A 14,639-nucleotide genomic window follows, 5' to 3' on the forward strand; every position below is an offset into this window, starting at 1 on the left:
AAGGACTGAGTCCAGTTCAATACCGAACTCAGTCTTTACCTAACTAATTTAAACTGTCCAATAAATTGGGGTCAGTTCATAAAAAAGTGGCTTTTTAACAAAGAGTAAGATCTTAATTAATACTCAAATAAATTATTGCTTATCAAGTGCAGGCAATTCAGCTAAAGGCCAACGTGGTCTTACGGTTACACTTAACGGACCTTCTGTACCGCCTTTAAAGCGGATCATTCCTGCTAGTGCGATCATGGCGCCATTATCCGTACACAATTCAGGGCGCGCATAAAAAACTTCGCCCCCTAATTGCTTCATGACAGTTTCCATTTTCGCACGTAATGTACGATTAGCACTTACACCACCCGCCATCACTAAACGTTTAAAGCCTGTCTGTTCTAAAGCTCTACGACATTTTATCGCCAGCGTATCAACAACCGCATCTTCAAATGCCCGTGCAATATCTGCGCGAGTTTGGTCTGAATCATCATTTTGACGAATAGTATTAGCCGCAAAGGTTTTTAAACCAGAGAAACTAAAATCAAGTCCCGGTCTGTCTGTCATTGGACGAGGAAAGACAAAGCGACCTTCTGTGCCTTGTTGCGCCATTTTCGATAATACAGGACCGCCAGGGTAATCTAATCCCAACAGTTTTGCCGTTTTATCAAAAGCTTCACCAGCTGCATCATCAATAGATTCGCCTAATAAGGTGTATTCGCCAATTCCTGTCACACTAATTAATTGTGTGTGACCACCAGAAACCAAAAGTGCCACAAATGGAAACTCTGGTGTTTTCTCTTCAAGCATTGGCGCTAATAAATGGCCTTCCATATGATGCACTGGGATTGCTGGAACATCCCACGCAAATGCTAATGAGCGCCCAATGGTTGCGCCAACAAGTAATGCGCCAACCAGACCCGGCCCCGCAGTATAAGCAACTGCATCAATATCTTGCGCCGTAAGATTGGCTTCTTTCAGTGCCGCTTGAATAAGAGGTACTGTTTTACGGATATGGTCCCGTGAAGCAAGCTCAGGAACGACACCACCATAATCGGCGTGCAGTTTAATTTGGCTATAAAGTTGATTCGCTAATAGACCGGCTTTATCATCGTAAATTGCGATACCGGTTTCATCGCAAGATGTTTCAATACCTAAAACTCGCATGACGCTTCCAAATTCTTCTTCGCTAACTCGCGTAATGAATCGATTGTATCATTATTTCGGTGATTTTATACGCCTTCGCAACATCTTTTACATACCAGCATGTGACAAATTCCTTTTTCTGTTCTATAATTATCCACCTATTTTAAGTGATTTAAATGTGTGGTTAGCGATTTTCGCTTTTCGTGTTCTTCCCAAAAGACACAAAAGTGAGAGTTTGCGTTTCAATTTTGTGCATCTCTTTACAAAGTGCCCTGCTTTGAAGTAAAATTCCGCACCATTTTAAATGTCGGCTGGCTTAAATAATGCCAGCGCAAACCGATTTCTATTGAGGTGAGAGGCACATGCCGGTAATCAAAGTACGTGAAAACGAGCCATTTGACGTTGCTCTTCGTCGTTTCAAACGCTCTTGTGAAAAAGCAGGCGTATTAGCAGAAGTTCGTCGTCGTGAGTTTTATGAAAAACCAACGACTGAACGTAAACGCGCTAAAGCATCAGCAGTAAAACGTCACGCTAAAAAATTAGCTCGCGAAAACGCACGTCGTACTCGTCTGTACTAATATTTTGCGGCTTATACCGCAACATATGCAGACACTGTAGTCGCAGTTAAAGGCCGTGCTTTCTTCTGAGAGCGCGGCTTATTCTCGTTCAACAACAGGCGTAAAAGGGCTTATGGCTGGACGAATTCCACGTTCATTTATCAATGATTTGCTAGCTCGAACCGATATCATCGATCTTATCGACGCTCGCGTGCCGTTAAAAAAACAAGGCAAAAATCATTCAGCGTGTTGTCCGTTTCATAATGAAAAAACGCCCTCTTTCACAGTAAATAGCGACAAACAGTTTTATCACTGTTTTGGTTGCGGCGCGCATGGCAATGCTATTGATTTTTTAATGAATTACGACAGGCTCGATTTTGTCGAAACCATTGAAGAGTTAGCAGCAATGCATGGGTTAGAAGTTCCTTATGAATCAGGAACAGGCAGTAGCCCTATTGAACGACATATAAGACAAAATCTCTATCAAGTGATGGAGAAATTGAATCAGTATTATAGTAGCGCTCTCAATAAACCTGATGCACAGGAAGCAAGAAACTACCTTGCGCATCGTGGGCTTAGTGAAGATATTATTACCCGTTTTTCGATTGGATTTGTACCAACAGGTTGGGATAACGTCCTAAAACGTTTTGGTCAAAGTGCCGATAATAAAGCCTTACTTCTTGAAGCGGGTATGGTAATAACTAACGATAATGGTCGTACGTATGATCGTTTTCGCCAACGAGTCATGTTTCCTATCCGAGATAGACGTGGCCGTGTTATTGCCTTTGGTGGGCGTGTTTTAGGTGATGATTTACCTAAATACTTGAACTCGCCAGAAACAGAGATATTCCATAAGGGTCGTCAACTGTACGGACTTTATGAAGCGCAACAATCTAATAATAACGTCACAAAGCTATTAGTTGTTGAAGGTTATATGGATGTTGTGGCATTAGCGCAGTTTGGTATTGATTATGCCGTTGCCTCATTAGGAACCTCCACCACAGCAGAACATATCCAGTTGCTCTTTCGGACAACGGATAACATTATTTGCTGCTATGATGGAGATAGAGCTGGACGTGATGCCGCATGGCGAGCATTAGAAACCGCCCTTCCTTTTTTAAATGATGGTCGCTCTTTACGTTTTATGTTTTTACCCGAAGGTGATGATCCTGATTCATTGGTTCGTCGTGAAGGTAAAGACGCTTTTGAAAAACGTATGGAACAAGCACATTCATTATCAGAATTTTTATTTGATTCACTCGTTCCTCAAGTGGATCTGAGTACTCAAGAAGGCAATGGTAAGCTATATAGTTTAGCCAGACCATTAATAGATAAGATCCCAAGTGAAACTTTACGTCTATATTTATTAAGAGAGCTTGGAAGCTTAACGGGAAATCCCGATATTGAGCAGATGGATCGTTTATTTGGTAGAGCGCCGGTTAATCACGAGTTATCGTATCAACCGACAAAATTACGCACAACACCTATGCGTATATTGATTGCCCTATTGATACAAAACCCAGAATTCTCTAAATTAGTGCCCCCTCTTGAGGGATTAAGTACAGAAAAAATTGCAGGTCTATCGCTTTTTATTGAATTAGTTTCTGTTTGCCAAGCACAACCAGGTCTGAATACAGGACAAATTATCGAGCTCTATAGAGAGAATAAATTCGGTAAACAGCTTGAAAAATTGGCAATGTGGAACGATATAGATATAGATGAGATCGCAGAGAAAACCTTTACAGACACGTTAGATCATCTTTTTTTAACTGCAATGGACGAACGTTTAAACGCGCTTATTGCAAAAGAGAGAACAGAAGGCCTAACGCAAGATGAACGCGAAGAAGTCCAATTGATAATACAGGCACGCGTTAAAAAGTAAACACAGAATTAAGATTAAAAACACGGCTTAATTGCCGCTATCGGTAGGTACTAAAAACCTACATTTGCTACGCTGAGGGGACCGTAGCAATCGACAATGAAAATGCCCCTCCGTAGTTATTGTTGGCTGAACAGTTATCGCCGACCGACACCAACCCAAATTACTTTGAAGTGTGGATACCGTCTTATGGAGCAAAACCCGCAGTCACAGCTGAAGCTACTTGTTACTAAAGGTAAGGAGCAAGGCTACCTGACCTATGCTGAGGTCAATGACCATCTGCCGGAAGATATCGTCGATTCAGATCAAATCGAAGACATCATCCAGATGATTAACGACATGGGCATTCAGGTTATGGAAGAAGCACCTGACGCCGATGATCTGATGCTGGCAGAAAATTCAAATGATACTGATGATGATGCTGCAGAAGCCGCCGCTCAGGTACTTTCTAGTGTAGAATCTGAGATTGGCCGTACAACCGACCCAGTGCGTATGTATATGCGCGAAATGGGTACCGTTGAACTGCTCACCCGGGAAGGTGAAATTGATATCGCAAAACGCATTGAAGATGGTATTAACCAAGTTCAATGTTCCGTTGCAGAATATCCTGAAGCAATTACTTATCTTCTTGAACAGTATGATCGCGTTGAAGCTGGCGAAGCACGTCTTTCAGACTTAATTACTGCGTTTATTGACCCTAATGCCGAAGAAATGGCAGAAAGTGAAGATGTCAACTTAGGCAAAGATGATGATGAAGTTGACAACAGCGCTGAAGACGAAGATGAAGACGAAGATGAAGATGGCGACAATGACAGCGATAGCGATGATGATAACAGCATCGATCCTGAATTAGCGCGCCAGAAGTTTACTGAGCTTCGTGAGCAATACGAAAAAACTCGCCAAACTATCAAGGCAAAAGGTCGTAACCACAAAGATACAGAGCTTGAAATCTTATTGTTATCTGAAGTTTTCAAACAGTTCCGCTTAGTTCCGAAACAGTTTGATTATTTGGTTAACAATATGCGTGACATGATGGACAGAGTTCGTGCTCAAGAGCGTCACATCATGCGTCTTTGTGTTGACCAAGTTAAGATGCCAAAGAAAAACTTCATTACGCTGTTTACAGGTAACGAAACCAATGACACATGGTTCACGGCTGCTCGAGCCATGAATAAACCTTGGTCTGAAAAGCTGGCAGGTATTGAAGAAGAAGTACAACGCAGCCTACAAAAACTGCAACAAATTGAAGTTGAAACTGGACTGACAATCGAACAGGTTAAAGATATTAACCGTCGTATGTCTATCGGTGAAGCAAAAGCACGCCGTGCGAAAAAAGAGATGGTCGAAGCGAACTTACGTCTCGTTATCTCTATTGCGAAAAAATATACCAACCGTGGCTTACAGTTCCTTGACCTCATTCAGGAAGGGAATATCGGTCTGATGAAAGCGGTTGATAAATTTGAATACCGTCGTGGTTATAAGTTCTCAACTTATGCAACATGGTGGATCCGTCAGGCAATTACTCGTTCAATCGCTGATCAGGCGCGTACAATTCGTATCCCTGTTCACATGATCGAAACGATTAATAAACTGAACCGTATCTCTCGTCAAATGTTGCAAGAGATGGGACGTGAGCCTTCACCAGAAGAGCTTGCAGAACGCATGCTAATGCCTGAAGACAAGATCCGTAAGGTACTGAAAATCGCTAAAGAGCCAATCTCCATGGAAACCCCAATCGGTGACGATGAAGATTCACATTTAGGTGATTTTATCGAGGATACGACTCTCGAATTACCACTGGATTCTGCAACATCAGAAAGCTTACGTTCAGCGACTCACGAAGTGTTAGCAGGTTTAACATTACGTGAAGCAAAAGTCCTGCGTATGCGTTTCGGTATCGATATGAATACTGACCATACCTTGGAAGAAGTGGGTAAACAGTTTGATGTTACCCGTGAGCGTATTCGTCAGATTGAAGCGAAGGCACTGCGTAAATTACGCCATCCAAGCCGTTCTGAAGTATTACGTAGCTTCCTTGATGAGTAATCAACTTACTTTTCAATAAAAGTTATAACAAACGCCTGTGATATCACAGGCGTTTTTTTATGGAATTTCGATACGGTATCTACAATCTATCTAATCTATCTAATCTACGATAGATTTCACCTACATATATTTATAAAAAATAGCCTTATTATTTATAATATTGTACCTGTGTGTAAGATTATCCATAAATCGTTACGCTATATTATTGATATCACAGTTATTCTCTGTTTTATTTTTTTATTGTTTATATTGAACAGAATTTGCGCATACAGTCATTCAAAGGCTAGACCTCGTGCCAAATGGCACGTATAATCACACTCCATTAAGGCCCCTTAGCTCAGTTGGTTAGAGCAGGCGACTCATAATCGCTTGGTCACTGGTTCAAGTCCAGTAGGGGCCACCAAATTTTAGCTGTTAAATCAGCGCATTAAGCCACTTCTTAGCAAGTGGCTTTTTTGTTTCTATGAACTGTTGCCCCATTTTCTCTATTGAGACAGATACATTATCCTTTCTCAGCTCGTGATCGTTAATCCCTCAACTAAGAAAAGATTGATTACTACACATTAATTACATTTTATCTTTAATTTTTTCAATAGAATAAATTAGATAATCTCTTATTTTATTGCAATAATATTCCAACAAATTCAAACTTCGTTTTATATCATTACTATTATGGTCATTCGTCCTAATCAACACTGGTTCTTTCGGTTATTTGATTGGCATGGTTCTGTGCTTTCAAAAATAATCTTTCGTTTATGCCTTAATGTTATCATGTCAATTATCGCTATTTTGATTTATCAATGGTATGAACAATTAGGCATACACTTAACAGTTGCTCCTTTTAGTTTACTCGGTATTGCCATCGCAATATTTCTTGGTTTCAGAAATAATGCAAGCTATAGCAGACTTGTGGAAGCCAGAATCCTATGGGGTAATATGTTAATTACTCATCGTAATATATTAAGAAATATAAAAGCATTATTACCTGAAGATAAACAATTTAATCGAGACCTTTCTAATCTATTAATTGCTTTTAGTTGGAGCTTAAAACACGAGTTAAGAAAAACAGATCCAATGGTTGATCTTTACCGCCTATTACCTCGAACTTTGTTCAATGAAATAATGAATAGCCCTTATCCCACCAATCGTATTTTATTACATATTGGTTTAAAAATAGGTGAATTGAGAGATAACAAGATGATAAGTGACGTTATTTTTCAATCAATCAATAAAGATATTAATAATCTATCTGATGTACTTGGAGGTTGCGAACGGATCTCAAATACTCCAGTTCCATTTGCTTATACTTTGATATTGCAACGTACTGTTTATTTATTTTGTACATTATTACCTTTTGCTTTAGTTGCAGATCTCCATTATATGACACCCTTTGTATCTGTATTTATCTCTTATACTTTCTTGTCTTGGGACTCATTAGCTGAAGAATTAGAAGATCCTTTTGGTGTGTCTGCAAATGACTTACCTTTAAATGCCATTTGTAATACGATTGAAAGAAACTTATTAGAAATGCAAGATATTGCTCCATTACCAATAACAGTAAGACCAGACAAACATTATAATTTACTCTGATTAACAGATAAAAAACAGGATCAAATAACGTTTCAAAAATAAAGCTCACTCTTATATCGCTATTAAAGTGAGCTTGTTTTAAATATAAATGTTAACCAGCTATTTCAATTATTGATATTGTTCTTTAATTTGAAAGACTGAAACTTTATCAGTTAAGTTTTGTGCTTTCTCATCTAAAATCATTGTTGAAGTTGCACCTTGTTCAACTAAAGCCGCATTTTGCTGAACAACAGAATCCATTTGGTTAATGGCGACTGCGATCTGTTCAATACCCACTTTTTGCTCTTCTGATGCAATACTAATCCCCTGCATGATATCGCTAACTTTAGTAATAGAAGAAACGATATCCTGCATATGCTCACCCGTTCTATTGACCAATTCTCTACCATGAGCCACATCAGCAACGGATTCTCTGATAATTTGGTTAATTTCACGTGCGGCATCCGCACTTCTCGCTGCTAAATTTCTCACTTCTGTTGCAACAACCGTAAATCCACGACCTTGCTCACCTGCACGCGCTGCTTCAACAGCGGCATTTAATGCCAGAATATTAGTTTGGCTTGCTATGTTATTAACCACATCATTGATTTCAGCGACTTTTAATGTTCCTACCTCGATTTTCTTCATCGAGTTAATAGCATCATTCATAATATTAGAACCATCAATTGCTAAATCGCGGGTTTCTGCGGTAATGGAGTTGGCTAAAATCGCATTATCCGTATTATTCACTACAGCGATTTTTATCTCTTCCATACTTGCAGCTGTTTGTTGCAAAGCACTTGCTTGCTCCTCAGTACGTGAAGAGAGATCTTGGTTACCAGAAGCAATTTCTGCCGAACCTTTTTTGATCTCTAATGCTTCTTCTTTAACAAGTTGAATAGTGGATGTTAGCGCAGTTTGCATATCTCCCACATTAGAGAATAAAGTTCCAAACTCATCATTTCGTTTCTTAGGTAGAGTGAAACTTAAATCACCCTCTCCCACTTTCTGCAAAATAGCGGATAGAGTATTTAAATTAAAGATAAACGTTTTATTTACCCAACGGATGACAATATAAAGAAGAACAAGAATGATCCCCAGCGCAATGATGGTCGTGTAAAGTGACAACTGCACCATCCAAGCTTGCTGTGCTTTAATATCATCATTCACGCCTTTCGTGATCATAAGATACTCATCAAAGAGATCAGATAAGCGATTAAAGTCACTGGAGAGGTTTGACTCTGTGTAATCTAGCGTATCGATAGGTGCAATAAGTTCATCTAGAAGATAATAGAATAACACTGATAGTTGTTCTGAATTACGTTGAGCATCAGGACTTATCTTCTTCACGCCTACCCAATGTGTAATAGTCGCTTTTGATTTTTCTGCCAGCTCTTTTGCTTCAGCAACCAGTGATTTAATTGTTTCCTGCTTATTCTCATCCGTCATTGTTTTCAACAACATCAGGTAGTTGACGTGAGAACGAATGGTCGCTAATTCATACCTTGCTTCTTGAACACTATTCAATCTGGTATTCAAGGAATCCAATGATGCGAAGTTTTCTTGCATTCTATAAATAAAAAACGACGACAATACAGATGATAATAAGAAAATGGCTAACAGTATGATAGAACCTACTTTAGCTGATCTTTCAATACTCATGAAATAATCCACCCCGGCAATAAAATAATACAAATGTACTCATTTATCGGCACGAAATAGATTTTATTTACTTATTAATCAGAATTATCAATACAAACACTTATTACAGATCTCAATCAATGATGCTAATTAGTCTTTTACTCTGTTTTCGAACCATTAATACAGATCATGTACCGCAATGAAATAGTATTTCAGTGTTATTAATTGATTAGCAACGAGGGTCTGATTATGATTAAAACTAAAAACCAGTAAAAAAATTAAGTTCTGCACAAAACAATAAATACTGTTTAGCAATTAACATTTCTTAAGTATTTTTACGATCTAGCGCATAAAATTGGCATAAGTAACTGCAAAAGAAAATATAAATAAAGTATATATACCTAAGAGATTATTAACAAAAAATTATCATCTTAAAAAGAGTAAAATAAGGAATATGTACTCCATTTATACATCCACTTCACTTATAGTAAAAAAACAAGCAGTGTTAGAAAATAAACAATTTATAATTAGAACTAATACTTAAAAAAATAACCCCTTCTTCTTAATAGTGAACTGTCAACCCACCTCCTTTTTAATATTCCCGTCAAAATTATTGCGTTAGATCAATTTTTATATTTTATCTCATCAAGAAAAAAATAGGATGAAACATATTATTTAGAAAAACACATAACCTATTTTCATCATATAACCCAATTTTTAATTTTATTCAGAGAATTCTTACATTCTATACTTTCCATAAATACCCATAATACGCGTAAAATACTTTTGTTTACAATAAATAACCCTTTCATACAATTCATCTTATAAAGATTAGAAATGAAACATAAAATAACATATAACTCACCAAACAATATTTTCCACCCAAGTAAAACTCGTATAATGAGTATCAAAATTAGTTTATAGTTTCATTAAATTACTTAACGTATTGATATCTCTATCACTTACTAAAACTTAAGTATAACCTTGCAATAATTACTCTCTTAATAGGTACAACCTATTATAAATAGTAATCGCATAGGGTAAACCATTTTTACGCAATAATTTATGTGTAATATAGTTATTCAAACTTAAATGACTAATTTTAATATGTGATAACTTCTATATATTAGACCTCATGTTATTGGAATTAATTTATGAACGATCTAGACACTAAAGTAGGCTTTTTTTTTAAGAAGGCTAGAAAAGAGAAAAAATTATCAGGTCGTGAACTGGCAAAAATAATCTCTGTCAGCCAACAACAAATATCCCGTTATGAAAACGGTAAAAATAGTATGTCTCTTAGCTTAATAAATAAGTTACTTATTATTTTTGATAAATCATGGGATGATTTGAATCGTGAAGTAATAAGCACCTATAACGAAAAAGGATCAAACTCACAACCTAAAAAAAAGGATTATGAATTTAGTACTAGAGTTATTAGCCAGCTAAATTAAAAAACAAATATTTAACACAATTACGTAAACACCACTATAAAAAATTAATCATGGAAATAAAATATTTAATTAATGTTTTATTTTCATGAGTTATTAGCTTTATGAAAGTAGAGGTGTTAACAACAGACAAACTATTACCCTGTACAATAAATAACAATTATTAGGAAAATAAAAAATACGTATTAAGTATTTTTATTTGCCACGGACTGCTTTTATTTATTTTACACCAATAGCGAGTCAAAAAATAAGTTTCTAAATATTAACTGTAATATTTAGCGATTTATTAAAACGTAGTTATCTAATATAAAACGAAGGACTTTAGAATGAAAAAATCTATCATTGGTGCATCTTTAGCAGTAGCATTCGGTCTAATGGCAGGTAATGCTATGGCTGCAGATAATACAGGTACAATTACTTTTAATGGTGAATTAACAGATACAACTTGTAAAGTTGATATCGAAGGTCAAGGCCCAGATGCAACTATTACTCTGCCAACAGTAAGTACCAATGTTTTACAAAATGCAGGTGAAGTCACTGGACGTACTGCATTCAACATGAACTTATCTGATTGTAAAATCGGCGTAGCTGGTCACAGCACTGTTTCTGCATTCTTCGAAACAGGCGCAACCGTAGACCAAGCAACTGGTCGTCTGAAAAATATGGATGTTGCTGCAACGGGTGCCAAACAGGTTCAATTACAACTGTTAGATGGTGCTAATTTCAATGCCATTAAAGTAGGTAATACATCTCAAGTAAATAATACTACTTACTACACAATTACTAATGATAAAGCCACTCTGCCATACGCTGTTGAATACTACGCTATCGGTAAAACCGAAGCGGGTAAAGTAACAAGTAGCGTTGTTTATACTCTGCAGTATAAATAATCGAAATAAACAGGGAGGAGACTCCTCCTTCCTGTTTGCTTTTTATTAATGGAATAAAGATAAATATGAAAACCACTAAATTAATTAAAAGCTTTTTCTTGAGTTTATTATTAATTATTCCAACATGGGTAAACGCTGGCGTTATTATTAGTGGTACTCGTGTTATTTATAATGAAAATGAAAAAGAAGTCACAGTAAAAATTAGTAACGAAGGGAAGGTGCCTGTATTAATTCAAAACTGGATTGACACAGGTAATGTTGATGCAAAACCAGAAAATATTCAGGTTCCCTTTGTATTAACACCACCGGTATTCCGTATTGAGCCAGAAAAATCGCAATCATTAAGAATTAGTTTCACTGGTGCAGCCGCATTACCTAAAGATAAAGAATCTATTTATTGGTTAAATGTATTAGAAATACCACCAAATGCAAATACAGAAATAGATAATAAATTACAAATTGCTTATCGCTCTAGAATAAAACTATTTTATCGTCCAGACGCACTAAAAGATAAAATAGGTGCAATAAATGCAGCTGAAGGTCTTCAATTTTCAATTGCTGGTAACAAATTAAAAGCAATTAACAATTCACCTTATTTTGTTTCACTCGTTTCTATCACTATTGCAAATAATGAGAAAAACCCAATTGATGGTGAAGTTGTTCCACCATTAGGCCAACACGAATTTACGCTCCCCAATGGCGTATCGGCAAATTTAGGAAGCAAGGTTGTTTATCGTTATGTGAATGACTGGGGTGCAATGAAAATAGTTGAAACGAAACTCTAGCACTCTCAATACTTCATAAAATAGATGGGAATATTCAAATGAGCAGTTATATTTTAAAAACTATTATAATATCTGCTAGTGCTACTTTATTTTTAGTAACACCTTATACTTATGCAGAAAATATAACAGGGATCGAAAATAATAAATGGCTACCTAACGGTACTCCTTCATTATCGTCCAATATGTCGCCTTTATTACAAAATAGTACTGACTCATCAACAGAGAATAGTCACTCTTCTCATACAAATGGAAATGGCTCACTCTCATTTAATCCTATTTTTATGAATACTTCTCAAGGTGATATTGATATCAGTCGCTTTGATAAAGAAAATACCTTTTTGCCTGGTACATGGAATGTTGAGATCTATGTCAATAGCCAATTTATGGCAAGGACCCCAGTCACTTTTAAAGATATGGAAAATGGTCAAGTATCACCTTGTTTAACTAAAGATATTATCGACTTAATTGGCTTTAAAAATGACAAAATCACCCCTTTATTAAAAAGTGCATTAGAATTACATGAGTGTATTGCACTCACCGATTTTGTCCCCTCAACAGAAGTCAACTATGACCATTCAGTTCAACGTTTAACGATTAATACACCACAAGCTCTTGTTGGTTATAAACCTCGTGGTTATGTAAATCCTTCACTTTGGGAGCGAGGCATAAATGCGTTATTAGTGAGCTATAACGCAAACTATTTTATGTCTCGTAGCAATGGAACGAATTACAAATCCGCTTTCGTTGGCGTTAATAGCAATCTTAATTTAGGGACATGGAGTTTCCATCACACGGGTAACTATTCATAGAATGAACAGAATGGCCATGACTACACATCAACTTATAATTATCTGCAACGTATTATCACGACAATAAAAGGTGTGGTTCAAGTTGGCGATGTCCTTACGACAGGACAACTTTTTGATTCTCAACCATTAAGGGGGATTCAACTCTTTAGTGATGAGAAAATGTTACCTGACTCTCAACGTGGCTTTGCGCCGACGATCCGTGGGGTCGCAAAATCCAATGCGCGAGTTATTATTCGCCAAGATGGACAAGTGATCCATGAAATTGCCGTACCACCCGGTCCATTTGAAATTAATGACCTTTATCCATCAGGATATGGCGGTAACTTGGATGTCACCATCCAAGAATCTGACGGTTCACAACAGAATTTTAGAGTCTATTACGCTTCCGTTGTACAGTTACTGCGCCCAGGACAACATAACTATACCGTGGCAGCGGGTCATTTAAATTCATCAGCAGTGGATTATGATCCAACATTATATCAGGCCACTTATCGCCGTGGATTAACTAACTTGATAACGGGTTACGCTGGTATACAGAGTACTGGTGCAGATTACTATGCACTTCAAGCGGGTTTAGCATTAAGTACACCATTAGGGGCATTTTCTGCTGATATTACTCAAGCGCGCTTGCACTTAAATACAACGTCGTCAAAAGTGAATAGCGGACAAAGTTATCAAATCAGTTACAGTAAATTCATTCAAGATACTAATAGTAACCTGACAATTGCCGCTTATAAGTTTAATACCGAAAAATTCTATGACTATAGCTCTGCCGTTCAAGCAATAAATGAAGAGCGCTACGGTCGAAGTATTAATAATATTTGGCGTCCCAAAAGTCGCTTTAACGTCACAATTGATCAAGGTTTACCTGAAGGTTGGGGAACATTCTATGTTAGTGGATTTACACAAAACTACTGGAATAACGACACCACCGACTTGCAATATCAAATGGGTTATAACAATCGCTGGAAACGTCTCTCCTATGGCTTAAACGTCGGTCAAGCTCGTAATGCAGATGGCAAAAAAGAGACATCTTTTGAGTTGAACTTTATTTTACCACTCTACGATTTAAGTGTTGATCATATGCCAACCTTAACCGCAGCCTTAACTCGTAATGGTCGAGGTGACGTCGGTGAGCGCATCGGGATCTCAGGATCTGCGGGTGAAAATAACCGTTATAACTATGGCATAACTGCAATGAATACTAACCATGGTATTGGCTCAAGTATGACCTTAAACGGCAGTGCAAAAACTAACTATACCAACTTAACAGCAAACTATGGCTTAGGTGAGCATTATCAAAATGGTTCGATTGGTGCTAGCGGTTCATTAATCGGCTGGTCTGGTGGTGTAGTTGCAACGCCTTATCAAGGCAATACTTTTGCTGTGGTTGAAGCAGATGGTGCTAAAGGTGCAAAAGTCAGTGGCTATCCGGGCATTGAAATCGATGGCTTTGGTCATGCTGCTGTACCTTATTTAACCCCATATCAAATGAATGACATCACGATTAACCCGAAAGGAATGTCAAATAATATCGAGCTACAAAATACACAAGCGCGTATTGCACCATTTGAAGGTGCGATTACTAAAGTAGAATTTAAAACTCATGCAGGTATCCCTCTGTTAATTACAATTCAACGTAATAACGGCGCTATTCCATTTGGTAGTGTCGCTTACGATGAACAGAACAATGAAGTGGGTAGTATAGGTCAGGGAGGACTTCTCTACGCCCGAGTTGAAAAAGCATCAGGTCGTTTAACCGTGAAATGGGGGCCGGGTGAAATACAGCAATGTACTATTAACTATAGTGCGCCAGCACAAGATGAAAATAACCAAAGTAGTTTTGTTCAATTAACCAGTGTCTGTGGAGAATAAAGT

General features: G+C 37.4%; 11 protein-coding genes, 1 tRNA gene and 1 pseudogene. 11 read left to right on the forward strand and 2 right to left on the reverse strand.

All coding sequences use genetic code 11. The features are described 5' to 3' along the window. Positions 1-132: 132 nt before the first annotated feature. On the reverse strand, positions 133-1,155 hold the full coding sequence (gene tsaD / locus DK865_RS13300; protein ID WP_100158812.1) for a tRNA (adenosine(37)-N6)-threonylcarbamoyltransferase complex transferase subunit TsaD: 1,023 nt from the start codon (positions 1,153-1,155) through the stop codon (positions 133-135). A gap of 341 nt (positions 1,156-1,496) precedes the next feature. Here tsaD and rpsU point away from each other — a divergent pair, with 341 nt between their 5' ends. The 5 genes from rpsU to DK865_RS13325 all read left to right on the forward strand — a co-directional run bounded on the left by rpsU (position 1,497) and on the right by DK865_RS13325 (position 7,206). Continuing rightward, complete coding sequence (rpsU, locus tag DK865_RS13305; RefSeq protein WP_001144069.1) at positions 1,497-1,712, forward strand: 30S ribosomal protein S21; 216 nt, start codon at positions 1,497-1,499, stop codon at positions 1,710-1,712. Between the two features lie 112 nt (positions 1,713-1,824). Further along, on the forward strand, positions 1,825-3,573 hold the full coding sequence (gene dnaG, locus DK865_RS13310) for a DNA primase (RefSeq protein WP_109392136.1): 1,749 nt from the start codon (positions 1,825-1,827) through the stop codon (positions 3,571-3,573). 186 nt (positions 3,574-3,759) lie between these two features. After that, positions 3,760-5,616 (forward strand): RNA polymerase sigma factor RpoD, encoded by a 1,857-nt coding sequence (gene rpoD, locus DK865_RS13315; RefSeq protein WP_023582780.1) that lies wholly within the window; start codon positions 3,760-3,762, stop codon positions 5,614-5,616. 326 nt (positions 5,617-5,942) lie between these two features. Then, positions 5,943-6,019, forward strand: a tRNA-Ile gene (locus DK865_RS13320). Positions 6,020-6,288: 269 nt separating this feature from the next. Next, on the forward strand, positions 6,289-7,206 hold the full coding sequence (locus DK865_RS13325; RefSeq protein ID WP_109392137.1) for a bestrophin family protein: 918 nt from the start codon (positions 6,289-6,291) through the stop codon (positions 7,204-7,206). Positions 7,207-7,314: 108 nt separating this feature from the next. On the opposite strand, the gene DK865_RS13330 is transcribed toward DK865_RS13325, so the two are convergent. Beyond that, on the reverse strand, positions 7,315-8,847 hold the full coding sequence (locus tag DK865_RS13330; RefSeq protein ID WP_109392138.1) for a methyl-accepting chemotaxis protein: 1,533 nt from the start codon (positions 8,845-8,847) through the stop codon (positions 7,315-7,317). Positions 8,848-9,980: 1,133 nt separating this feature from the next. Between DK865_RS13330 and DK865_RS13335 the strand changes: the two genes are divergently transcribed. The 6 genes and pseudogenes from DK865_RS13335 (at position 9,981) to DK865_RS18960 (ending at position 14,636) form a co-directional block, all read left to right on the forward strand. Continuing rightward, positions 9,981-10,280, forward strand: a complete 300-nt coding sequence (locus tag DK865_RS13335; protein ID WP_023582784.1) for a helix-turn-helix domain-containing protein — start codon at positions 9,981-9,983, stop codon at positions 10,278-10,280. Between the two features lie 323 nt (positions 10,281-10,603). After that, positions 10,604-11,167: a fimbrial protein gene (locus DK865_RS13340; protein ID WP_109392139.1), complete on the forward strand. Its 564-nt coding sequence runs from the start codon at positions 10,604-10,606 to the stop codon at positions 11,165-11,167. A 65-nt stretch (positions 11,168-11,232) separates the two neighbouring features. Beyond that, positions 11,233-11,952: a fimbrial biogenesis chaperone gene (locus DK865_RS13345; RefSeq protein ID WP_023582786.1), complete on the forward strand. Its 720-nt coding sequence runs from the start codon at positions 11,233-11,235 to the stop codon at positions 11,950-11,952. A 38-nt stretch (positions 11,953-11,990) separates the two neighbouring features. Next, on the forward strand, positions 11,991-12,761 hold the full coding sequence (locus DK865_RS13350) for a FimD/PapC N-terminal domain-containing protein (protein WP_109392140.1): 771 nt from the start codon (positions 11,991-11,993) through the stop codon (positions 12,759-12,761). 21 nt (positions 12,762-12,782) lie between these two features. Further along, positions 12,783-14,348 (forward strand): annotated as a pseudogene (locus tag DK865_RS13355) (fimbria/pilus outer membrane usher protein); the annotation flags it as partial. 45 nt (positions 14,349-14,393) lie between these two features. After that, the gene (locus DK865_RS18960) at positions 14,394-14,636 is read left to right on the forward strand and encodes a FimD/PapC C-terminal domain-containing protein (RefSeq protein ID WP_267128438.1); all 243 of its coding nucleotides are present in this window, start codon (positions 14,394-14,396) and stop codon (positions 14,634-14,636) included. The last annotated feature ends 3 nt before the right edge of the window (positions 14,637-14,639 follow it).

Origin of the sequence: Proteus cibi, from assembly GCF_003144405.1 — a bacterium.
Classification (GTDB): Bacteria; Pseudomonadota; Gammaproteobacteria; order Enterobacterales; family Enterobacteriaceae; genus Proteus; species Proteus cibi.

Coding starts and splice junctions, on each gene's coding strand:
- tsaD (WP_100158812.1), bottom strand. CDS start 1,155: ATGCGAGTTTTAGGTATTGAAACATCTTGCGATGAAACCGGTATCGCA.
- rpsU (WP_001144069.1), top strand. CDS start 1,497: ATGCCGGTAATCAAAGTACGTGAAAACGAGCCATTTGACGTTGCTCTT.
- dnaG (WP_109392136.1), top strand. CDS start 1,825: ATGGCTGGACGAATTCCACGTTCATTTATCAATGATTTGCTAGCTCGA.
- rpoD (WP_023582780.1), top strand. CDS start 3,760: ATGGAGCAAAACCCGCAGTCACAGCTGAAGCTACTTGTTACTAAAGGT.
- DK865_RS13325 (WP_109392137.1), top strand. CDS start 6,289: ATGGTCATTCGTCCTAATCAACACTGGTTCTTTCGGTTATTTGATTGG.
- DK865_RS13330 (WP_109392138.1), bottom strand. CDS start 8,847: ATGAGTATTGAAAGATCAGCTAAAGTAGGTTCTATCATACTGTTAGCC.
- DK865_RS13335 (WP_023582784.1), top strand. CDS start 9,981: ATGAACGATCTAGACACTAAAGTAGGCTTTTTTTTTAAGAAGGCTAGA.
- DK865_RS13340 (WP_109392139.1), top strand. CDS start 10,604: ATGAAAAAATCTATCATTGGTGCATCTTTAGCAGTAGCATTCGGTCTA.
- DK865_RS13345 (WP_023582786.1), top strand. CDS start 11,233: ATGAAAACCACTAAATTAATTAAAAGCTTTTTCTTGAGTTTATTATTA.
- DK865_RS13350 (WP_109392140.1), top strand. CDS start 11,991: ATGAGCAGTTATATTTTAAAAACTATTATAATATCTGCTAGTGCTACT.